Below are 20,400 nucleotides of genomic sequence, written 5' to 3' on the forward strand. Positions count from 1 at the left end.
AACCGGCCTTAAAACAGACGCCCAACTTTCATCTGCTAAAAGTTGGGCGTCTGTGGCTTTGGATGCATGGAAGCAGGAATTAGAATGTGTTTAGCAAAGAAACAGCAATGAACACTAGCCCTTGCTGTGTGTTCTCACCAGCAAGCGGGACGGCTCCTGTGCTAGGATTGTTGGTGAGAACACCAACAATGGTGGCCAAAAAAGGAGCACCCGTGGCAGGCGCTCCTTTTTTGTTTGGGAATAGTGGTTAGTTAGATTCGCCGCCCTTGGCGTCATCGTTCCGGATGGCGCGTTTGCTGCGGGGCTGCTGTTTCATGTCCATTTTCCCGAAACGGTACGAGAAACTCATCCGCACGCCGCGGTTGTAGTTCAGGTTCTCGGTGTACTGCGTAAAGTTGTCGTTCTCCAGGTCAGAGGTGAACTTGATGGCCTTGGAGAACGGGTTGTCTACGCCCACCGTCAGGCTGCCTTTTTTGTTCCAGAGCTCCTTGCGTACGCTGAAGCTGGAGAAGTAATAGCCCGAGAACTTACCCTGCACGCTAGGCCGCGGCGAACTGTACGACCCGAATGCCTGTACCGCCAAGCCTTTGCCAAAGTCATAGCCCGAGTTGAGGTTAAAGCTGTACTGCATGCCCGAGTTGTTCTGGAGCGTGCTCCGCAGCGTGATGTAGTTCAGGTTCATGCTGCCGCCCACGTTCCACTTGGGTACCGGCTTGGTATTCCCCGAAAGGCTCATGCCATAGGTCGCGTTCTTCCCGATGTTCTGGAACGTAGTGTACGCCACGTCTTCCTCTCGTTCCAGGATGTCAATCAATACGGGTGACGCATTTTCCGGTAAAGCATCTCCTTCCCTGAAAACCCTTCGGATGGATTCAATGGCGTTGTTAGTCTGGCGCAGATACAGAGACAAGTTGATGGAGCTGGTCTTGAAGTAATTGCTGTACCCCAACTCATAGGCGTGGGCCAACTCTGGCTCCAGCTCAGGATTCCCGAACGACACGTTTTTGGAATCTTGTACAGTCACGTACGGGTTCAGGTACCAGATCTGTGGGCGCTGGATGCGCTGCGTGTAACCTACCCTGAACGTCTGGCTTTTGATGGTTCTGGACACGAGAATGTTGGGGATAAAGTTGGAGTACGTGTCGGTGAATGGGTCCTGGGCGGGCTGAATGTACTGGCCGTCAATGCTGGTGTACTCAAAGCGGGCCCCGGTTTTCACGTTGTAGTTCTTGAGCTTGAAGCCGTAGGAGGCGTACGTGGCGTACACGTCCTGGTCATAGGTGAACTCGTTGGGGTCTAGTTGCTCGGTGCCGGTGGAGTACCGGATGCGGCGGTATAGCGCGTCACTTTCGGCGCGGCGCAGAATGCCCTTGGTGCCAATCTCCAGCTGGGTTTTGTTCTGGAACGGGTGCACGTAATCTATCTGGAACGTGGCCTCGCGGTTGGTACCTTCGTTGGTGTTGCGCAGCAGCGTATCCAGCACCATTTCTTGGTTTAGGAAAATGTCTTGGTTGTTAATACTGGTGTTGTTTCCTTTGTTCCACTGCGCCAAAACGGAGAGTTCCTGCTGCGGCTTGAAAATATGGGTGTAGCCCACATTCAGGTCCACCGATTGGCTTTTGTTTCGGCCCCAGCCGAAGTTGTCAATCTGCTGCGTCAAATCAGGTGAGTCCTGGAAGGACTGCTGAATTCCTCGGTTGTGGTAACTGCCCTGGTAGAGGCTTACTCCGGCCGTGACGTTGTTGGTGGAGTCAATGTCCAGGTCAAAACCGGCCTGCCCGTACACCCCGCCGCCCCGGCGTCTCGATTCCCCCATTTGATTCAGGTTGCTTTGGTAAGCCTCCGCGCCGGTGCCGTACGTGACGGTTCTTTCCAGCAGGCTCTCATTGCGGTTGTTGAATTGCTGGTGCGTGCCCATGCTGGCGTTGAACCCCACCTTGCCCCGCCGCACGTTCACGTTGCCGTTGCCGTTCACGGTCCGGTTACCTACTGAGATAGTTGTGCTCCCGTTCACGCCGTACAAGGTGTTCTTTTTAGTAATGATGTTGATGATACCGGCGGTGCCTTCGGCATCATATTTGGCCGAGGGGCTGGTGATGACCTCCACGGTTTTGATCATGTCTGAGGGAATCTGGCGCAGCGCGTCGGCCACGCTGTTAGCCATGATGCTGGACGGTTTGTTGTTGATGAGCACCCGCACGTTAGAGGAGCCGCGCAACTGCACGTTCCCGTCCAGGTCTACGCTCAGAGATGGTACTTTCTTGAGCACGTCTGAGGCGTTACCGCCAATGTTGGTGATGTCCTGCTCGGCGTTGTAGACCATGCGGTCCACTTTGTCTTCCACTAGCGGTTTTTCGCCCACCACGGTCACTTCCTTCAGCCTGTTCTGGATAGGTTTCAGGATGATGCGGCCCAACTCAATCTCGGGGTCTTTCTCTGAGACCGTGATGCCGGTACGGGTGAAACTCTCGTAGCCGATAAAACTCACCGAGACGGAGTAATTCCCGAAGGCCACGCGCGACAACGTGAAGCGGCCCCGGTCATCGGTGACGGTGCCGTCTACGGGTTTGCCGGTGACGGAATTAATCAAGGAAATGGTGGCAAATTCCACGGCCTTGTTAGTGGAAGAATCGGTGACCACGCCGCTTATTTTCCCGGCGGCGCGTTGCACACCTCCGCCTGCGACCGTTGCAGGAGAAGGAAGGGGAGCATGAGATGGCGTTTGAGCCTGTACAGCCGATACCGCCGCCCAACAAAGGCAGGCAATCAAGAGAGAAGAACGCATGAAGAGGGTTTGTAGAGGAGTTAGAATTGCTTAAAAGTATATATATGAAAGAAATTTAATTTTGAATATAAAAGCGCGTAAGTAGGGTATAGTAAAGAACTGAAATACAAAGTCTAGAAACTCTTTGACAAGAATCTGGGGCAATGGTTTACTGCACCTGAAGAATATATTTTCCCGGAAGAATGCTGCACACGTGGAACAATGACCGCTTTCTACTTCCAAGGTTGCTTCCACTTTTGCAGACGGTCCGTTTTACAGCCAATTTTCTGAAAATACGTCTAAAACAGGTAGGGTTAATACGCACAGCGAGGAGCTAGCTAATCTTCCCGTTGCACCTCCACGTTCATGCCCATGCCCACGGCAGACCATTTATCCCACTTCGCCTGGCTGGCATCTTTGTAGAAACTGGTATGAAAACCGGGCATGGAAGCGGCAATGGTCAAGCTGTTGTTCTGGGTTCTAGGCGTGCAGTCAATCCACTCCAGAGCTATCGCGAAATCCTGGTCTACATACATGCCGTAGGGCTCCAGGTCAATTTGCAGCCAGCCTTTCTTCTGGTTTTTAACCGTATAAAGAATATTGGTGGGCGTGATGTTTTGGGCCGGTTTTCCGTCTTGAAGCGTGTAAATCTTCACCCTGAATTTCAGCTGATCATATTTGTTAGAGGTGAGACAGAAGTTCAGTTTGCTCAGGAAAGAAGGCGTAGGGCCGTTATTGATCAGGATGCCCAGCTCGCGGCCCAGGTTCTCCTCAATGGGACGCTGGAAAACTCCGAAGTTGTGATGGAAGATGGTAATAGGTCCGGCATGGCCACCTACGGTTTTGTTCTTCCATTTCCGGTTGCCCACTTTCACCTCGGCAAGCTGCACCGAGGCCGGAGTCAAGGTAATGAGCAGCCCGTTTTGGGCGGTCTGGCCTTTCAGCAGCGCTTCTATGTTCAGTTCTTGGGCCTCATAGCCAATAGCCGAGATTCTGAGTTTCTTGGTGCGCTGGGCAGCCGTCACGGACAAAGAGAATCGACCGGCCTCATCTGAAACGGTTCCCACGGCTTCGTCCAGAATACCGATACTTACGTACGCAATGGCCTGACCAGAACCAGTAATCACCTTCCCGGAAAGAAGTTCTTTCTCAGGGTGCTGATAGCGGGAAGCAGCCTGCCCGGTGAAGGGAGCACAGACCATTGCCAGCAGGAAAACAGAGGCAAAGGCATTCAGAAAATGTCGCATATCAAAGGGGGACAGTGTACGGTAAACCAAAAGCAGGCAACTCTGTTAGAGGCAAATCAGCCGCGTTTTAAGGGTGTTTTACTTAAATCTGCCCTAAAACAGAGCAGGGCTTTTCTCACGTAGGGGTGGGCTATTCTTTCTGCTGCAAGACCACGTTCATGCCCATGCTAACCGCCGGGACTTTGGTCCATTTAGATTGGCTGGCATCTTTGAATAAGGTGGTCTGTAAACCGGGCAACGAGGCAGAGAGGGAGAGCTGTTGGGAATGGGTTCTGGGATAGCAGTCAATCCACTCCAGCGAGATCACGAAGTCCTCCTCCACGTAGAGGTTGTAGGGTTCCAGGTCCACCTTGATCCAGCCGGTTTTCCGGTCCTCTACGCTCACGTAAATGGGCTCGGGCAGCAGGTTTCGGGCGGGTTTTCCGTTCTTCAGGTAGTACACGTTGACCCGGAACAAGACCTCCTCATATTTATTCGTGTGGAGGTAGAAATTCATCTCGTTGAGAAACGAAAGGTGCGACCCATTACCGATCTGGATGCCAATCTCCCGCCCGAAGTTCGCCGGCAGCGGCCGCGGGTAAATGATAAAGGAATGGGTGAATTTGGTCTGGGTACCCAGCTTGCCGCCCATCAGCTTCTTTTTCCAGGTACTGGCGTTTACCTGAACCTCGGGTAAGGCTACGGGCGTGGCCGTTAAAGAGACCTTCACCCGTTTCTCCCGCGTGGTCTGGGTTATCAGATCATCCACTTTTACATCTTTGGGGGTATAGCCGATGGCCGAAATCCGGAGCGTTTTCCCGAAGTGCGCCTCGGGGACGGTCAGCGAAAAGCTTCCTTCCTCATCTGCGATGGTCCCGGTCTCCGTCTCCACCACTCCCACGCTGGCGTAGCCAATGGTTTCGCCCGTACCAGCATCCACTACTGTTCCGGTAATAAGACCTTTTTGTGGGGTTTGCTCCAGCCGGAGAGCGGCTCGGGACACTACCGGCGAACACAGCACCAAAAGCAGGCACATAGAAAACAGGGCATTCATACACTGGGTCATGGGGGAACTGATTAGGTGATGAAAATGGAAAGCTTGAGAAAAATTACCGAATAAGCATAGCCGTCAAAAGCAGCGTGTACAGGAAAACTCAGGGCTTGAGCGAAAGCACGGGACTTGCTGTTCTTGTGACGCTACTATAACGGCCTCTATATATAAACTATTGTATATAGAAGTAGGGTATATTGCTGTAGAAAAGCAGTTTATTATCAATTTTAGCTTATTTTCTGAAAAGCGGCCCTAAAACAGCCTAAAGAAAAAGAGCGATGGCAGCAGTGCCATCGCTCTTTCATCCATTTCAAAGAAGAGGTATTACTGAACGCCTCCGTTGCTATCGCCCTGCTTGGCGTCATCGTTCCGGATGGATTTCTTGCGCTTAGGCGGACCTTGCTGTTGCATCTTCCCGAACCGGTACTCAAACGTCAGCCTGAAACCGCGGTTGTACTGCTTTATTTCAGAGTTGGTGCTGAACGGTAGGACATTGCTCTGGTTTCTGCCGGCCAGGCGGTTGTCAAACGTAAGCGCTCTCCGGAAAGGGTTGTCCATTCCTAAGCTGATGCCTCCTTTTTTCTCAAACAGTTCCTTTCTGATGGCCAGGTTGTGGTAGGAGAACGAAGAGGCCTCGCCCTGTAACTGCACGCGCGAAGAGTTGAACCCGCCGGAGAACTGGGCGCTCACGCCTTTGCCAATGGTATACCCAGAGCTGACGTTGATGTTGTACATCAACCCATCATTAGAGGCAAGCGGGGCATTGAGGTCTACATAATACAGGTTGATGTTTCCGTTGATGTTCCAGGCCGGAATGGGTTTAGTGGACCCAGACAAGCTCATACCATAGGTTTTGTTTTTGGCGATGTTGTTGAAGGTAGTGTATGTGATATTATTTACCACTTCAGAAACAGACTCAATGGCATTGTCTGTGGTGCGCATATAAGCAGACACGTTAACAGAGGTGGTCTTGAAGAAGGTACTGTAATTAATCTCATAAGAATTGGTGAGTTCGGCATCCAATTCTGGATTACCATACGTTACGTTAAGCCCTTGCTGCTGACGGTAGGGGTTCAGGAAGAACAACTGTGGCCGCTGGATACGCTGGGTAAAGGTGGTGCGCAACTTCATGTTAGGCTTCAGGTCATACGCCAGCGTGATGTTGGGAATGAAGTTGTCATAGTTGGTGGCGAAGTCCTGCTCTGGGTTAACGAAATCGCCGGCTACGTCGGTGTACTCATAGCGGCCGCCAAGTCTAAGGGCCGTCTTCTTGTTCAGGTTGAACCCGTAAGAGACGTAAGAAGCCAATACGTTCTGGTCATAGGTGAATGCTCCGTTGAGGTCCACCCCGTTATACAGAGACTCACTGGACACATCGCGCAGAATGCCTTTGGCGCCTACTTCCAGCAACGTGTTTTTAGGCATGGGGTGGGCGTAATCTGCCTGGAAGGTAAGTTCTTTGTTCAGGCCTTCGTTCTCGTTCATGTTGTTGAACCGCAACGGACCTTCCAGTTCATAGTAGCCTAGGTTCATGCTGTTGTCCTGGTCGGTTTGGCTGTAGAGCGCCAACAACGTAAGCTCCTGCTGCGGTTTCTTGAACTGGTGGGTGTAGTCCAGGTTCAGGTCCATGCTCAACCGGTTGTTGTTGTTCTTCATGGACAGGTTGTATTTGTCTGTAAGGCGAGGGGCAAGGAACCCATTCTTAGCTTCATTCTGGGCCGCCTCAAAGGTATTAGTCAGTTGGTGCGAACGCAGCTTGAATTCACCGCTGTTCACCCGGATGCCGGCTGAAAGGGTGTTTTTCTCATTGATGTCATAGTCCAGACCCAACTGCCCAAACCCAAACATGCCGTCTACGGTGCTGGTGCCCAACTGCGTGGTCGTATTTTCAAATATCTCTTCTGTTTCTAAATCTTGTTGCTGGCTGATCTGCGTCTGGTCCATGGTGCCTTTGCTGTAGAATCGGGTCGCGCCCGCATTCACGTTGACGCCTAGTTTGCCTTGGCGCACGCTCACGTTGGCGTTGCCGTTGCTGCCCCGGGTACCGGCGGTAAGGGTGGTGGAGCCGGTTATGCCGGCCAGGCTGTTTTTCTTCGTAACGATGTTGATGATGCCGGCGGTGCCTTCTGCGTCATACTTGGACGACGGGCTGGTGATTACCTCCACGTTTTTGATGATATCAGCGGGGATCTGCTTCAGGGCATCGGCCACGCTGCCGGCCATCATGGTAGACGGTTTGCCGTTGATGAGCACACGCACGTTGCCGCTGCCGCGCATCTGAATGTTTCCGTCCTGGTCCAGCGAGATGGAAGGCACTTTCTGCATCACGTCGGCGGCGGTGCCCCCGGTGTTGGTGATGTCTTTTTCGGCGTTGTACACCAGGCGGTCTACCTTGTCTTCAATCAAAGGCTTTTCGCCAACCACGGTTACTTCCTGCAACTTGGTCTGGGCAGGGGCCAGGGGCACTTTGTTCAGGTTGGCGGTCTGGTCTCCGTCTGAGATGGTGACTTGCTTCATTTCCTTGGTTTCATAGCCAATGAAGCTGATGTTAAGCGTGTAGGAGCCGTTGGCTACCCGTGAGAGCGTGAACCGGCCTTTGTCATCGGTTACGGTGCCATCTACAGTCTTGCCGGTGGCAGTTTGGATAAGCGCGATGGTGGCGAACTCCACCGGTTTAGAGGTTTCAGCGTCTACAATGGTACCGGTGATTCTCCCGGTTCCCTGGGTTTGGACCGCAGGAGCAACACCGGCCGGGGCTGCCTGTGGACGAGGAGTAGTAACTGGGTTCTGTGCCCATACCGGGGCAGAGGTGGCGCAGCTTAACAAGGTTAAGAGCAGAAGTTTTTTCATACAGGTGTGAAAGAGGATGTTTGCTTTTTGTCACTGACAAGACGAGGTGAGAAGGGGAGTTTGGCCGGCGTAAGGCTCCACCCACTGGCATCAGTATCTATTCAGTTGTTGCATTAGTATGCGCCCCCTCGTGAATATTACACCGGGGTTTACAAAAAGAAGGCTTTTAACAAAACCTTAACAGAACCTCCCCAATTCAGGGTAGGGCAAGTATAAGAGGATGAATGTGTTGGCGTATGAGCCCGCCAGGAAGCAGAGAAAAAGAGTGGCCGGAAACGGAGCGATGCGCAGACCAGCTTAGTTGGATGAAATAACCAACCGAGGCGGTGCCCGAAGCGGCCGGAATTCTGTTGAGGAAGCAAACTAAGGCAAACGCTATCAGGCAGCAGGCTACAGAAGCAATAAAACGTGCGTCTCTGTTTTCCGGCTGATTTTCTGAAAACAGGCTAAAAACAGACGGCTCTGTTACAGCCACCCTTCCCGTACCGCTTTCGCCACTAGTTCTGAGGTGCTGGCGGCTCCGGTTTTAGCCAGCATGTTTTTCCGGTGGGTGTTGACGGTGTGTTGGCTGATGTAGAGTTTCTCGCCGATCTGGGAGCTGTGGTTACCTTCAATAAGCAACGACAGAATTTCCTTTTCGCGCTTGCTCAGGATTCCTTTCTCAGAGGTGAAAATGCTTTTCACGTTGACATCAATGTACGACGGTTCCCCATCTAACCCGATGAATGACAGAACCGGTTTGCCTTCGGGCTTGAGGTGCGAAATGTCAGTGTGTACGCCCAGGGTGCGCAGAACGCCGCCGGCCCCGTCTGCCTGAATGGTGACCACCTGCTGCAGAATCCGGAGGTATTCGCCGTCGGCTTTTCTGAGGCGGTAATCATACCGGACCTTGTACTTGAGAATTTTATCCGGAGGCAATTGGGTGAAGAACTCGGTCACGGCGTTTTCAAAGTTCAGGAACCAAGGTAAATCCTCGGGGTGCATGCGGGCCAGTACGTTGGCCACAGTAAAGTCTTCTGGCCGGTAGCCTAGCACCGAGGTCACATTTTCGTGCACGTACTCAATCTGGGCTTCCAGGCAATTGAAGATGTAGTAGTAATAGTCTCCCACCTGAAAGATGTTCAGCAGCTTTTTATGAACCTCCAGCTCAAACTCCAACTCGGGAACGGTAGATTCTTTGGTGATCTGTCGCCAGATCTTTTTGGCAGATTCGTAGGCAAGCAAGTCCATGGCCAGGGGGGATTGTTGGAGATATAAGGTTGGATTTCTTTCTTCTTATAAAATCTTGGTAACTGAAGGTACACATTTAAAGCCGGGGAAACACGCGTTGGGCAATCAGAAAGTAGCGCGTGGTTATAGGGGAGAGCAGTCACTCTTACAACCGATAGCTGAAAAGCTCTGTCAAGCGATGAAACCTTCCAGAGAGAGGCGTTCTGTTTTAGGGCTTGTTTTCTGAAAAGAGGCCCTAAACGGAAAAGCCCCGGCGCTGCGGTAAACGCAGAAGCCAGGGCTTTTAGAATAAGAAAAGGGAATGCTTAGTGGTCAGACATCAGGCGCAGCACCATGCCGTCTAATTCTGGCGTTACTTTGATCTGGCAGGAAAGCCGGCTTCCCTCTTTCTGGTTGGGCAGGTTTTCCAGCATGTACAGTTCGTCATCAGAAGCTTCGGGCAGTTCTGGGGCTTCCAGAAGTTCCACGTGGCAGGTGGCGCAGAGGGCCATGCCGCCGCAGGTAGCCAGAATATCGAATTCGTTCGCCTTCAGGGCTTCCATCAGGCTAAGTCCCATGTCAGTGGGGACGGGAACGGCCACGCGCTCGCCGGCAGCATTCTCTACGTAAACGGTGATGTCTTCTTGCATGGCATTACATGGTTGGCACTCCGTTCACGGTAGTGTATTTCAAAACGAATTTCTTGTCTGGGTAAATGAAGGAGTAGGCGCTCTGGGCCATCAGGGCGGCCTCATGGTAGCCGCACAAAATCAGCTTCAGTTTGCCCGGGTACGTGTTGATGTCACCGATGGCGTAAATGCCCGGGATGTTGGTGCTGTAGTCTACGGTGTTCACCACAATGGCCGATTTCTCCAGTTCCAGTCCCCAGTTCTCCAGCGGGCCCAACTTAGGCACCAGCCCGAAGAGCGGGATAAAGTAATCGGTTTCTATCTGGTAAGGCTCCGCGCCGTCTGGCACCAAGGTCACGGCGTCCAGTTTGCCGTTGCCGTGCACTTCGGTCACGTTAGACTTCAGTAACAGGCGCATGTGGCCTTCCTCGGCCAGGCTGGCTACGCGCTCGGCTGATTCAGGAGCACCTCTGAAGGTGGTGCCGCGGTGCACCAGGGTGAGTTCTTTGGCGACATCGGCTAAGAAAATTGCCCAGTCCAGGGCAGAGTCGCCGCCGCCGGCCAGTACCACGCGCTTGTCACGGTAAAACTCGGGGTCCAGAATCATGTAGTTCACGCCTTTGCCACCTTCAAAGTTGGCCAGGTTGTCAATGGCAGGTTTGCGGGGCTCAAAGGAACCCAGGCCACCGGCAATCACCACTACCTTGCACAGAATCTCGGTGCCTTCTGAGGTCACTAACCGGAAAGAGCCGTCTTCCAGCTTCTCCAGGTCTTCCACGCGCTCGCCTAAGGTAAAAGTGGGGTGGAAGGGAGCGATCTGCTCCATCTGGTTCTTGATCAGGTCACCGGCCAGGATGGACGGAAAGCCTGGGATGTCATAGATGGGTTTCTTGGGATAGATCTCAGAAAGCTGGCCGCCTACCTGGGGCAGGGCGTCTACCACGTGGCACTTCATTTTGAGAAGTCCTGCTTCAAACACCGCGAACAGCCCTACCGGCCCGGCGCCAATAATACAGATATCAGTAGTTACAGTTGACATAAATGGTTTATAATGCATACAGGCAGTCTGGCTCCAGGCTTTCCTGCCAATATAGGTCGCGCGCAAACGTTACACTTTCTGGTTTGCGCCCACAAAGTAACATCATTTTCGGGTAAAGTGTTTCCTCAGAAGCAGAAGTGATGAGGTGATTCTTGTCACTCCTAGATTAAATTGTAATTTTAGCCCCACTAACTGTTTTTACATGCTGAACTTCATCACCTGGGATGTTTCTCCCGATATTTTCTCTTTGGGTCCGGTAACGGTACGCTGGTACGGTTTGCTGTTTGCCATGGCCTTTGTGCTCACGCAACCCATTGAGAAATACATCTACCGCAAAGACGGCCGCACCGATGAGGACGTAGACATCCTAACCATGTACATGATTGTGGGCACCGTGATTGGCGCGCGCCTGGGGCACTGCCTGTTCTATGACCCGGTATATTACCTGTCTAACCCCATTGAGATTTTCAAGATCTGGGAAGGCGGTCTGGCCAGCCACGGCGGCACCATCGGGATTCTGTTGTCGCTGTACCTGTTCTGCCGCAAATACAAGTTTGATTACCTCTGGGTTCTGGACCGCATTGTGATTGTGGTGGCCGTGGGCGGCGCCTGCATCCGGTTAGGGAACCTCATGAACTCGGAGATCATCGGGCGTCCTTCTGACGTTCCGTGGGCGTTCAAATTCGTGCGGAACGCGGAGATGTTCAACGGCGTGCCAGCGTACATGGACCCGCGCCATCCGTCGCAGTTGTACGAGAGCCTTTTCTGCGTCTTCCTGTTCATTCTGCTGTACACGCTCTGGAAAAGAGGCGCTGGGCAGATCAGAGGACTGCTGTTCGGGCTGTTTGTGACTTTGCTCTTCACGTTCCGTTTTCTGGTGGAGTTCCTGAAGGAAAACCAGGAAGCCTTTGAAGACGAGTTGCCCCTGAACATGGGTCAGTGGCTGAGTATTCCGTTGGTTTTGATTGGCATTGCGGTGCTATTCTACGCAGCCAGACAACCCAGAACGCCTAAGAAAGTAATCGCCTAATCTGTTTTACGCCTCTTTTAGCTAAAACAGCCCCAAAACGTCGAGGTCCCGCAGTACACTACTGCGGGACCTCGACGTTTTTTATACCGCCTGATACGCGGTGGAAAGAGCATCACAACGAAAACCGGAACAGGTTGCCTTCCTCGTTCGTGAGCAGCAGGTTCTGGTTGTCTTTGAAAAGCACCGCCTCGGCTTGCCCGGCTTTAGGCAAATCCAAGATATGGGGCTGTTGCGCGAAAAACTGGGTAGAGCCTTTGGCTACCGGGTACAAGTACAGCTTGCCGTAGGTCAGGACCGCCAGATGTCGGCCATCGGGGCTCAGGTCTGCCGAGGTCACCATGCCCGGTAGCTCTTTCTTGCTGACTAGACGGGCGGTGTGCGTGCCAGCGGCATCGGGGAGAACGTACAGCTTGGCGTAGCGCGAAGTGCCGCGGTCTTTGGAGATGAGGTACAGTTTGCCGCTGTGCCAGAAAAACGCCTCGCAGTCAAAGTTGCGGTTCTCCTTCGGGATTTTCCCGGCGGGCAGGTCTTCATAGGTGAATTTGATCTCCTGCGGTTTAAAACCATTCTTCTGGGAGACTTTGTAGATGCGCAGATCGGTGCGTTTGTTGCTGTTGTTGCCCATGTCGCCTATGTAGAGGTTGCCCTGGGTGTCGCGGGTCAGGTCTTCCCAGTCGGTGTTGGTGGCGCCCGGAACGGTGACTTCCTGCAGCAGCTTACCTTGCTCATTGATTTTGTACAGAATGGGGGCATTGCCGGCATCGTTGTGCGTCCAGTAGGTGTTGGGCTGATCGGCTAGCTCCAAACCAGAGCTTTCCACCACGGCGCTGGGCAGTTTGGCCAGCTGCGTCAAGGTGTTAGCTAAGGCATTGACCGTTGTTTCGGCCGAGGGATGGGTTAACTGATAACTGCTGAAAACAAACGTTAACGATACCAAAAGCACGGACCATTGGAGGTAGGGGAAACGTTTCATGTAGTCTGGTTATAGGTGAGAATAGGTTCTTTTCTGGCTTGGCCAGAACTTTATGTAACGACGAGACCGCCGTCAGGTTATCAGAAACTGAATTTAAGGCGTTTCAGGCCTGTTTTTCCGAAAATCGGCTCAAAACGAAAACTCCACCGCCGGAACAGCAGTGGAGTTTTTCATAAGGATTATCTGGGAGCGATTAATTGGCCGGGAAAGCACCGTTGGGCTCAAAATTCAGGGCGATGGAGTTCATGCAGTAGCGTTTGCCCGTGGGCGCGGGGCCATCATCGAACAAGTGGCCCAAGTGCCCGTCGCAGCGGCCGCAGAGCACCTCAATGCGCTCCATGCCCAGCGAGTTGTCTTCCTGGTAAATCACCGCGTTCTTCCGGATGGTCTCAAAGAAACTGGGCCAGCCGCAGTCACTCGCAAACTTGGCATCGGACTTGAACAGCTTGTTGCCGCAGGCGGCGCAGTAGTAGGTGCCGCGGCCAGTGAAGTTCCAGAGCTTGCCGGTAAACGCCCGCTCGGTGCCTTTTTTGCGCGAGATATAGTAGACATCCTCAGGCAGCACTTTTTTCCACTCGGCGTCAGAGACGTGCAGTTTGGTGGTATCGGTGCGGGAGTAATACGGGTTCTTGGGTTGCTGCGGGTCCGCGACATCGTTCTGGAGGGAGACCGGCACGGCCGCGGCAGGGCTTTGCTGGGTGGTCTTTTCAGCGGCGCTTTGGCAACTGAGCAGCGGCAAAACCAGAAAGGAATAAAAAAGAAGCAGGCGTTTCATGGAAATACGAATAAGGAACAAGTCTGTGCAGTGACAACATATACGGTTGCCGTAAAGTTTATGGATTGTCAGTCTTGGGCCTCGGCCAAAGTAACCTGCCGTTTAGCGCCTGTTTTAAGCAAACGGCACTTAAAACAGAAAACCTCCCGCAACCGCTCGCCTTTGACTTGAATGTTTAACGCAAAGAAGCCATGGTTATTGATTAGGCTGCACGGGCGTTGCTTTCCTATGTGACTTTTTGAAAAGACGGCTCAGCAGCAGAAAGCCCAGACTGGGGAGACCGATCCAAAGAAACTCGCTTTTGAGCACTTCCAAACCGCTCTGGCTGAAAAAGCGTTTGGCCCCAATGGGCGACACCTGGATGGTCCGCCACGGCAGAAAATACCGCTGATTGTCAAACGGCGCGAACACGGCTACCCCCAGGCCGCCGTTGGTGAGGGCATCCAGCAGAATATGGGAGGCCGTGCAGAGAAAGAAAAAAGCGCAGAGCCTCAGTCCGCGCGGGCTGGTCAGAGAACTCCTGCGGTAGAAAAGAAGCGTGATCACGATGCCCAGCAAACCGGCAAACACCAGCGAGTGCGAAAAGCCCCGGTGCCCCAGAAAATGCTCATACGGCACCCCAAACTTGAACATGACCACATCGGCATCCGGAAAAATGGTGCAGAACGTGCCCAGCAGCAGGAGCTTGGTTTTGTTTTCTTGAGGGGCATAGTCTTTGCCCAGGGTAAGGGCCACCACCGCATGACCAAACGCTGACGCTATAAATGGTGCTTTGAGGGGGAGAAGATGTGTAAAGAAACGGGTTAGTTGAGGGAGGTGCGCATAGGCATACGCCATTACTTCTTCTGGTTCTTGTAAATGGAGCGCACCTCTTGTTCCCGCTCTAAAGACCAGCTAAACAAAGCTGCTAACGGCCCAGCCAGGCTACTCCCCAGTTCCGTCAGGCTGTATTCTACCTTGGGTGGTACCTCTGGGTACACTTTTCTGGAAACCATGCCATAATTCAGCAGAGTTTTGAGCGTTTGCGCCAGCATCTTAGGCGAGATGCCTACCACCTGTTTTTGTAATTCGCTGTTTCTTTTGGTTCCCTGCATCAAGGCCATCACAATAAGTAAGGTCCACTTGTCGGCAATCAAGTCAAGTGACTGTTGCAGGATGCAGTTTTCATCAAAATGAAACTTTCTCTCCAGGGCTTCCTCCCAAACAGAAATTTCTGTTAATTTTTTTTCGGCCTCCATGGTATAAAGCGCTCAATTTCTACCTAAAGGTAAGTATTTCACTTCTGAGTGCCTACTTTATTTTGAGTTGCGGGGCCGCTAGCTTTGGTAAAAACAATGAGCTATGGACACAAAAATCAAAGCGAGTCAGCCAAAAACAGACCACGGGAAAACACTGCGGCAACTGCTGGAGAGTTTCAACGGCGGAGCCGACAAGGTGGTGCGTTTGTTTCACCCACAGGCAACTATTGAGTTTCCGTACGCCCATTCACTGGGCACGCCAGAACTACTGCCGCTGCCAGAGTATCACAGTTACCTGAAGCACGCCTTACAGAGCATGCCCGTGATTGAGTTTAGCGGCGTGAAGACCTACCAGACCACAGACCCCGATGTCGTGCTGATGGAAGCACACGGAGAAGCCGTTGTGCCCGCTACCGGGCAACTGTACCAGCAGGATTACTTTATGGTGGTGACTTTTAAAGAAGGTAAAATCTTCCGCTACAAAGAATACTGGAACACACTGGCCATACAGGCATTTGGCGGAGCAGAGAAAACCAAGGAAGCATTCAACCACAAATAAGGAGAAACAGAAAATGAAAATAGTAATTGGAGCCGCAGCAGGTAATATAGGGAGCCGTACAGCCAGGAAAGTAGCCGAAGCAAACCATGAGGTCGTGTTGTTAGGGCGTAACCTGGGCAACCTGAAGAAGCTGGGAATTGAGAATGCCGCTGCTTTTGAAGTGAACCTGCAAAATACAGATGAGGTGGTGGCGCATACCAGAGGAGCCGATGCATTGCTGTGGCTGGTGCCCCCCAACCTTGATGTTCCCAGTTTAAAGCAGTGGTACGCAGAGTTCGCAGCTGCCGGGGCGGCGGTCATCCGGGAGAATAACATCAGCAGAGTGGTGGTCATCTCGTCCATTGGGGCTGGTGCCGCAGACAACCTGGGAACCATCACGTATGCAGGAGATCTGGAGAAAGCCTTCAGAGCCGTTGCAAAGAATGTGGTTTTCCTGCGCCCCGGTTACTTTATGGAAAACTTCCTGTTGCAGAAAGATTCTATCCTGGAGAAAGGCGTGTTTGAATTCCCGTATTCTCAGGAGCATGACATTCCCTTCATCAGCACCGATGATATAGGAGATGTGGCCGCGGCTTACCTCATAGATGATACCTGGGCGGGGCAATGGTCAAGGCACCTCTTGGGGCCCAGAAATATGACCCTAACAGAAGTAGCCGACCTGTTTTCTGTTGAGCTAGGAAAGCCGGTGCAGCACGAGCAGGTCACCTATGACGCCATCCAAAGCCAATTTGCGCAGTATGGGGCAAACGAGAATGTTCAGCAGGAACTGGTGGATTTGTACAAGGCCTTAGGAGACCCCAATGGAGTTTACGCGATGCCCAGAACCGAGGAGGTGAACACGCCTACTACCCTGCAAAGCATGATCAGGAATAAGTTTCTTTCGGGGAGCCGTAAGTAAGAGATAGCCTGTTACAACATAAAGGACAGTACCTGGTTTTGGGGCTGTTTTTAAGAAATCAGCCCCAAAACAGTAGGGTTTTATACCCCAATGTCTTCGTTCCAGACCTGCGGTTTCTCCCGGATGAACCGTTGCATGAGGTCGTAGCACTCCTGGTTGTCTTCCACAGTCACGTTCACGCCGCGGGCGCGCAGCAACTCTTCCTCGCCCATGAAAGATTTGTTCTCGCCCACCACTACCGCAGGAATGCCATACAGCAGAATAGTGCCCGAGCACATGGAACACGGCGACAGGGTGGTGTAGATGGTGCACTCGCGGTACACGGATGCCGGTTGCCGGCCCGCGTTCTCCAGCGCATCCATCTCGCCGTGCAGAATGGCGCTCCCGTCCTGCACGCGCTTGTTGTGGCCTCTTCCTATGATCTTGCCCTGGTGCACCAACACTGAGCCGATGGGAATGCCGCCCTCTTCGTATCCTTTTTTCGCCTCTTCTAAAGCCGCTTGCAAAAATTCGTTCATGTTCTGGATAAGATTTGTTCTTTGATTCTGATCAAGAAAGGCAGAATTATCAAGCTTAGCAAACCCGCCGAGAGCGCCGCGATCATAATGTAGTAGCGGTTCATTTTTCCGCCGGCCAAAATCCAGAGCGCCACCACCACGCACACAATCACGCCAGACATGAGCCAGAAGCCCCAGAACGGCTTTTTCTCCAGCGGTCGGTTTTCCTGCGGAAGCTGATAGATGAAAATCGCCATCACAAAACCGCCCACCACGGACAAGGTCTGCTGCAGAAACGAGTACCAGGACCTGGTGAAGGGTTCCGGCAGCACCTCGCCCAGCAGAAAAGGAAACAGCCGCACGCCCAGACCCGTGCTGTGGGTAAACGAATCCCAGGCCAGGTGCGAGACAATGCCTATCAGCAACGACCCGATCACCACGGGCCAATGCTTTTTGAAATACGGTTTCCAGTCAAAGCGCTTAAACCGGTTCAGGCGGCGGCGCAGAAAGAGGGGGAGATGGTCAATGAGCGTATTCCGGACGATCAGGTGGAAGACAAAGCAGAGCAGAAGGCCCATGGGCAGGTTGAAGTAGAAGATGCCTTTCCAGGTATGGCTGTGCGGGTCATGCAGGCTCATCCGGATGAACTTCTCAAAATCGGGGGCCATGCTGCCCACAATCAGGCCGGTAGCGGAGCGCCACCGGTACTTCAGGCCAATAAACGGCAAGACAATGGCCGGATGGGAAAACGTGAACGGCATGTGCGTGAACTTAAGACCTCTTAACGGGCAGATGGCGTGAAATGATACAAACTATTCTTTCCGCTGATCAATTTTCCCCGGGAATGTTCCTCTCGCCCGAGCCCGTTGCTTCTCCTGTTTTACGCCTCTTTTTCAGAAAACGCCCCTAAAACGCACTAATAATTTCAGCCGAGGCGGGTTACGGCACCGGATCATAGCCGTGGCCGCCCCAGGGCTGGCAGCGACCTATCCGTTTCAGGGCCATCCAGCCGCCTTTGAAGGGGCCGTACTTCACAATGGCCTGGTGCGCGTAGCCCGAGCAGGTGGGCGTGAAGCGGCAACTCCCCGGCGTGAGCGGCGAAATCAGGTAGCGGTACACCCACACCAGCGCCAGAAAAAGGTGCTTGAAAAACCAGTTGATTGCCTGCATATGCTGCTAGTTTCGGGAAAAAAAGCCACAAATCCTTACCTTTGGCTTTTCTAACTAACATGTGTTATGCTAAAAAAAGTTTATAGCTTACTTCTCCTAGGCTGCCTGAGCTTGTCTATGACGGCTCACGCCGATGAGGGCATGTGGCTGCCGCTGCTGGTCAAGCGCCTCAACCACGTAGACATGCAGAAGCAAGGCCTGCAACTCACCGCCGAGGAAATCTACAACGTGAACAACGCCAGCCTGAAAGACGCCATCGTGCAGTTCGGCGGGTTCTGTACCGGTGAGTTCGTGTCTAAAGAAGGCTTGCTGCTGACCAACCACCACTGCGGCTACGATGCCATCGCCTCCAATTCCACCCCGCAGGACGATATCCTGAAGAACGGTTTCTGGGCGATGACCAAGCAGCAGGAAAAGAAAAACGAAGGCCTGTTCGTAGACATCCTGGTGCGCATGGAAGACGTGACTGGCCAGGTATTGCAGGGCATCACGCCGCAGACGCCCGAGCAGGAGCGCACCAAACTGGTAGCCGAGCGCAGCAAATCCATCGCCGATGCCGCCAAGAACAACGGCCAGTACGTGTCTTACGTGCGCGATTTCTTCAATGGCAACGAGTTCTACATGTTCGTGTACGAGCGTTTCTCTGACGTGCGCCTGGTGGGAACCCCGCCGGAGAGCATCGGGAAATTCGGGGGCGATACCGATAACTGGATGTGGCCGCGCCACACCGGTGACTTCTCGGTGTTCCGGGTGTACATGTCTCCGGACGGAAAGCCCGCCACGTATTCTGAGAAGAACGTGCCGTATCGTCCCAAGCACCACCTGCCAGTGTCCATGAGCCCCGTGAAAGAAGGCGACTTCTCCATGGTGTTCGGATTCCCGGGCCGTACCACGCGGTTCATGGCCGGTTCTGGTTTAGGAATGGCCGTGGAGCAATCCAATCCGGCTCGTATCAAATTACGCGAGCGCCGTCTGGCTTTGATGAAAGAAGCCATGGATGCCTCGCCCGCTGACCGCCTGAAACTGGCTTCCAACTACGCCAGCATCAGCAACTACTACAAATACTACATCGGGCAGAACGAAGGCATCAAGCGCATGAAAACGCTGGACAAGAAAGCCGCTGAGGAGAAAGCCTTCCAGGAATGGGCCAACGGCAACGCTACTCGCAAAGGCCTGTACGGCACTGCCCTGGCCGATATCAACGCTTCTTACGCCGGGCAGCGCACGTACAATCTGTCGTCCATTTACCGCTCCGAGGCCGCGTTGGCGCCGCAGTTAATCGCGCACGCCTATCAATACACGCCGCTGTACAACCTGCTCAAAGCCGGCAATGCAGACAAAGCCAAACTGCAGGAACTGGTATCGGCGTACAAAGAGATGAACCAGGAGTTCTACGCGAGCTACGTGAAGTCCTCTGACCAGAAAATCTTCGCCGAGCTGATGCAGATGTACTACAACGATGTGCCCAAAGCGCAGCACGCCGACATCTTCAAAGACCTGACGGCTACCTACAAAGGCGATTTCAGAAAATGGGCCGCCGATGTGTACAGCAAATCCCTGCTTTCCTCGGAAGCCAAAGCCAACGCGTTTTTGGCCAATCCTACGCTAAAGACCCTGGAAACGGACCCGGCGTTTAAGTTCATGCGCGCCGTGCAAACCAACTACCAGGACAACATTCTGCCCAAGCTGAACGAGTACAACGCCGCGTTGGGTAAGGCCAACCGCCTGTACGTGGCTGGTCTGCGCGAAATGCACCCGGATAAAGTGTTCTATCCAGACGCCAACTCTACACTGCGTTTAAGCTACGGCACCGTGAAAGACTACGAGCCCAAAGACGGCGTACAGTATAAGTACTATACCACCATGCAGGGCATCGCGGAGAAAGAAGACCCTACCAACCCCGAGTTCGTGGTGCCCGCCAAATTGATGGAGTTGTACCGCAAGAAAGACTACGGCCGCTACGGACAGGACGGTGAGCTGCGCGTGGGCTTCATCACCAACAATGACATCACGGGCGGTAACTCCGGCTCGCCGGTCATCAACGGTCGCGGGGAACTGATCGGCCTGGCCTTCGACGGCAACTGGGAAGCCATGACCGGTGACCTGGTGTTTGACCCCGAGTACAAACGCTGCATCAACGTAGATATCAAGTACGTGCTCTTCGTGATGGATAAACTGGCCGGTGCCGGTCACCTGGTGAACGAGATGACGCTGGTGGACAAAGGCAACCCCAACACCACCTTCAACCCCGCCATCAATGATGTGAAGATGGACGGCAAGGTAGAGGTGGAGACGCCGGAAGGCCAGATTAAAATCAAGAAGAAAAAGAACGAGACTAAAATCAAAAAGGAAACGAAGAAGCAAAAAAGCTAAGCCGTTTCTGGCCTCTTTTCTGAAAATAAACCCAAAACGCCCGGAGAATTCCTCCGGGCGTTTTTTTATGGTTCATCACCTAGAAGGCTGCTCAAAGCACCATTTTCTCAGGGAATTAA

The 20,400-nt window shown here is 53.0% G+C and carries 18 protein-coding genes; 4 read left to right on the plus strand and 14 right to left on the minus strand.

Going from position 1 to position 20,400, the window contains the following annotated elements:
- Positions 1 to 247: 247 nt before the first annotated feature.
- From H7U12_RS02205 to H7U12_RS02235, 7 genes are all read right to left on the minus strand, one after another.
- A complete protein-coding gene (locus H7U12_RS02205) occupies positions 248 to 2,785 on the minus strand; it encodes a TonB-dependent receptor domain-containing protein (protein WP_186632182.1) in 2,538 nt (845 codons plus the stop codon).
- A 317-nt stretch (positions 2,786 to 3,102) separates the two neighbouring features.
- On the minus strand, positions 3,103 to 4,011 hold the full coding sequence (locus H7U12_RS02210) for a carboxypeptidase-like regulatory domain-containing protein (RefSeq protein ID WP_186632185.1): 909 nt from the start codon (positions 4,009 to 4,011) through the stop codon (positions 3,103 to 3,105).
- A gap of 130 nt (positions 4,012 to 4,141) precedes the next feature.
- Positions 4,142 to 5,044 (minus strand): carboxypeptidase-like regulatory domain-containing protein, encoded by a 903-nt coding sequence (locus H7U12_RS02215; RefSeq protein WP_206683851.1) that lies wholly within the window; start codon positions 5,042 to 5,044, stop codon positions 4,142 to 4,144.
- 321 nt (positions 5,045 to 5,365) lie between these two features.
- Positions 5,366 to 7,891, minus strand: coding sequence for a TonB-dependent receptor domain-containing protein (locus H7U12_RS02220; protein ID WP_186632192.1), 2,526 nt, complete (start codon positions 7,889 to 7,891; stop codon positions 5,366 to 5,368).
- 465 nt (positions 7,892 to 8,356) lie between these two features.
- Complete coding sequence (locus tag H7U12_RS02225) at positions 8,357 to 9,121, minus strand: LuxR C-terminal-related transcriptional regulator (RefSeq protein WP_186632196.1); 765 nt, start codon at positions 9,119 to 9,121, stop codon at positions 8,357 to 8,359.
- Between the two features lie 305 nt (positions 9,122 to 9,426).
- Complete coding sequence (locus tag H7U12_RS02230) at positions 9,427 to 9,750, minus strand: 2Fe-2S iron-sulfur cluster-binding protein (RefSeq protein WP_186632199.1); 324 nt, start codon at positions 9,748 to 9,750, stop codon at positions 9,427 to 9,429.
- 4 nt (positions 9,751 to 9,754) lie between these two features.
- Positions 9,755 to 10,768: an NAD(P)/FAD-dependent oxidoreductase gene (locus H7U12_RS02235; RefSeq protein ID WP_186632203.1), complete on the minus strand. Its 1,014-nt coding sequence runs from the start codon at positions 10,766 to 10,768 to the stop codon at positions 9,755 to 9,757.
- Between the two features lie 202 nt (positions 10,769 to 10,970).
- On the opposite strand from H7U12_RS02235, the gene lgt reads away from it, so the two are divergent.
- On the plus strand, positions 10,971 to 11,798 hold the full coding sequence (gene lgt, locus H7U12_RS02240; RefSeq protein WP_186632206.1) for a prolipoprotein diacylglyceryl transferase: 828 nt from the start codon (positions 10,971 to 10,973) through the stop codon (positions 11,796 to 11,798).
- A gap of 112 nt (positions 11,799 to 11,910) precedes the next feature.
- Here lgt and H7U12_RS02245 read toward each other — a convergent pair whose 3' ends face one another.
- The 4 genes from H7U12_RS02245 to H7U12_RS02260 form a co-directional block, all read right to left on the minus strand.
- Positions 11,911 to 12,771, minus strand: a complete 861-nt coding sequence (locus tag H7U12_RS02245) for a hypothetical protein (RefSeq protein ID WP_186632209.1) — start codon at positions 12,769 to 12,771, stop codon at positions 11,911 to 11,913.
- Positions 12,772 to 12,964: 193 nt separating this feature from the next.
- Entirely contained in the window at positions 12,965 to 13,546 is a 582-nt protein-coding gene (gene msrB / locus H7U12_RS02250) for a peptide-methionine (R)-S-oxide reductase MsrB (protein ID WP_186632212.1), read from the minus strand.
- A 195-nt stretch (positions 13,547 to 13,741) separates the two neighbouring features.
- Entirely contained in the window at positions 13,742 to 14,383 is a 642-nt protein-coding gene (locus tag H7U12_RS02255; protein ID WP_194362493.1) for a metal-dependent hydrolase, read from the minus strand.
- On the minus strand, positions 14,383 to 14,784 hold the full coding sequence (locus H7U12_RS02260) for a winged helix-turn-helix transcriptional regulator (RefSeq protein WP_186632215.1): 402 nt from the start codon (positions 14,782 to 14,784) through the stop codon (positions 14,383 to 14,385). The genes H7U12_RS02255 and H7U12_RS02260 overlap by 1 nt, the downstream gene beginning before the upstream one ends.
- A gap of 103 nt (positions 14,785 to 14,887) precedes the next feature.
- Between H7U12_RS02260 and H7U12_RS02265 the strand changes: the two genes are divergently transcribed.
- Positions 14,888 to 15,343: a nuclear transport factor 2 family protein gene (locus H7U12_RS02265; RefSeq protein ID WP_186632219.1), complete on the plus strand. Its 456-nt coding sequence runs from the start codon at positions 14,888 to 14,890 to the stop codon at positions 15,341 to 15,343.
- A 13-nt stretch (positions 15,344 to 15,356) separates the two neighbouring features.
- On the plus strand, positions 15,357 to 16,241 hold the full coding sequence (locus H7U12_RS02270) for an NmrA family NAD(P)-binding protein (RefSeq protein WP_186632222.1): 885 nt from the start codon (positions 15,357 to 15,359) through the stop codon (positions 16,239 to 16,241).
- An 80-nt stretch (positions 16,242 to 16,321) separates the two neighbouring features.
- On the opposite strand, the gene H7U12_RS02275 is transcribed toward H7U12_RS02270, so the two are convergent.
- The 3 genes from H7U12_RS02275 to yidD form a co-directional block, all read right to left on the minus strand.
- Complete coding sequence (locus H7U12_RS02275; RefSeq protein WP_186632225.1) at positions 16,322 to 16,759, minus strand: nucleoside deaminase; 438 nt, start codon at positions 16,757 to 16,759, stop codon at positions 16,322 to 16,324.
- On the minus strand, positions 16,756 to 17,499 hold the full coding sequence (locus H7U12_RS02280) for a DUF4184 family protein (RefSeq protein WP_186632228.1): 744 nt from the start codon (positions 17,497 to 17,499) through the stop codon (positions 16,756 to 16,758). The genes H7U12_RS02275 and H7U12_RS02280 overlap by 4 nt, the downstream gene beginning before the upstream one ends.
- Positions 17,500 to 17,677: 178 nt before the next feature.
- Positions 17,678 to 17,908, minus strand: a complete 231-nt coding sequence (gene yidD / locus H7U12_RS02285) for a membrane protein insertion efficiency factor YidD (protein ID WP_186632231.1) — start codon at positions 17,906 to 17,908, stop codon at positions 17,678 to 17,680.
- Between the two features lie 66 nt (positions 17,909 to 17,974).
- Here yidD and H7U12_RS02290 point away from each other — a divergent pair, with 66 nt between their 5' ends.
- Positions 17,975 to 20,281 (plus strand): S46 family peptidase, encoded by a 2,307-nt coding sequence (locus H7U12_RS02290; protein ID WP_186632234.1) that lies wholly within the window; start codon positions 17,975 to 17,977, stop codon positions 20,279 to 20,281.
- Positions 20,282 to 20,400: the final 119 nt, after the last annotated feature.

It is taken from the genome of Rufibacter sediminis (genome assembly GCF_014269285.1).
Classification (GTDB): domain Bacteria; phylum Bacteroidota; class Bacteroidia; order Cytophagales; family Hymenobacteraceae; genus Nibribacter; species Nibribacter sediminis.

Coding starts and splice junctions, on each gene's coding strand:
- H7U12_RS02205 (WP_186632182.1), bottom strand. CDS start 2,785: ATGCGTTCTTCTCTCTTGATTGCCTGCCTTTGTTGGGCGGCGGTATCG.
- H7U12_RS02210 (WP_186632185.1), bottom strand. CDS start 4,011: ATGCGACATTTTCTGAATGCCTTTGCCTCTGTTTTCCTGCTGGCAATG.
- H7U12_RS02215 (WP_206683851.1), bottom strand. CDS start 5,044: ATGAATGCCCTGTTTTCTATGTGCCTGCTTTTGGTGCTGTGTTCGCCG.
- H7U12_RS02220 (WP_186632192.1), bottom strand. CDS start 7,891: ATGAAAAAACTTCTGCTCTTAACCTTGTTAAGCTGCGCCACCTCTGCC.
- H7U12_RS02225 (WP_186632196.1), bottom strand. CDS start 9,121: ATGGACTTGCTTGCCTACGAATCTGCCAAAAAGATCTGGCGACAGATC.
- H7U12_RS02230 (WP_186632199.1), bottom strand. CDS start 9,750: ATGCAAGAAGACATCACCGTTTACGTAGAGAATGCTGCCGGCGAGCGC.
- H7U12_RS02235 (WP_186632203.1), bottom strand. CDS start 10,768: ATGTCAACTGTAACTACTGATATCTGTATTATTGGCGCCGGGCCGGTA.
- lgt (WP_186632206.1), top strand. CDS start 10,971: ATGCTGAACTTCATCACCTGGGATGTTTCTCCCGATATTTTCTCTTTG.
- H7U12_RS02245 (WP_186632209.1), bottom strand. CDS start 12,771: ATGAAACGTTTCCCCTACCTCCAATGGTCCGTGCTTTTGGTATCGTTA.
- msrB (WP_186632212.1), bottom strand. CDS start 13,546: ATGAAACGCCTGCTTCTTTTTTATTCCTTTCTGGTTTTGCCGCTGCTC.
- H7U12_RS02255 (WP_194362493.1), bottom strand. CDS start 14,383: ATGGCGTATGCCTATGCGCACCTCCCTCAACTAACCCGTTTCTTTACA.
- H7U12_RS02260 (WP_186632215.1), bottom strand. CDS start 14,784: ATGGAGGCCGAAAAAAAATTAACAGAAATTTCTGTTTGGGAGGAAGCC.
- H7U12_RS02265 (WP_186632219.1), top strand. CDS start 14,888: ATGGACACAAAAATCAAAGCGAGTCAGCCAAAAACAGACCACGGGAAA.
- H7U12_RS02270 (WP_186632222.1), top strand. CDS start 15,357: ATGAAAATAGTAATTGGAGCCGCAGCAGGTAATATAGGGAGCCGTACA.
- H7U12_RS02275 (WP_186632225.1), bottom strand. CDS start 16,759: ATGAACGAATTTTTGCAAGCGGCTTTAGAAGAGGCGAAAAAAGGATAC.
- H7U12_RS02280 (WP_186632228.1), bottom strand. CDS start 17,499: ATGCCGTTCACGTTTTCCCATCCGGCCATTGTCTTGCCGTTTATTGGC.
- yidD (WP_186632231.1), bottom strand. CDS start 17,908: ATGCAGGCAATCAACTGGTTTTTCAAGCACCTTTTTCTGGCGCTGGTG.
- H7U12_RS02290 (WP_186632234.1), top strand. CDS start 17,975: ATGCTAAAAAAAGTTTATAGCTTACTTCTCCTAGGCTGCCTGAGCTTG.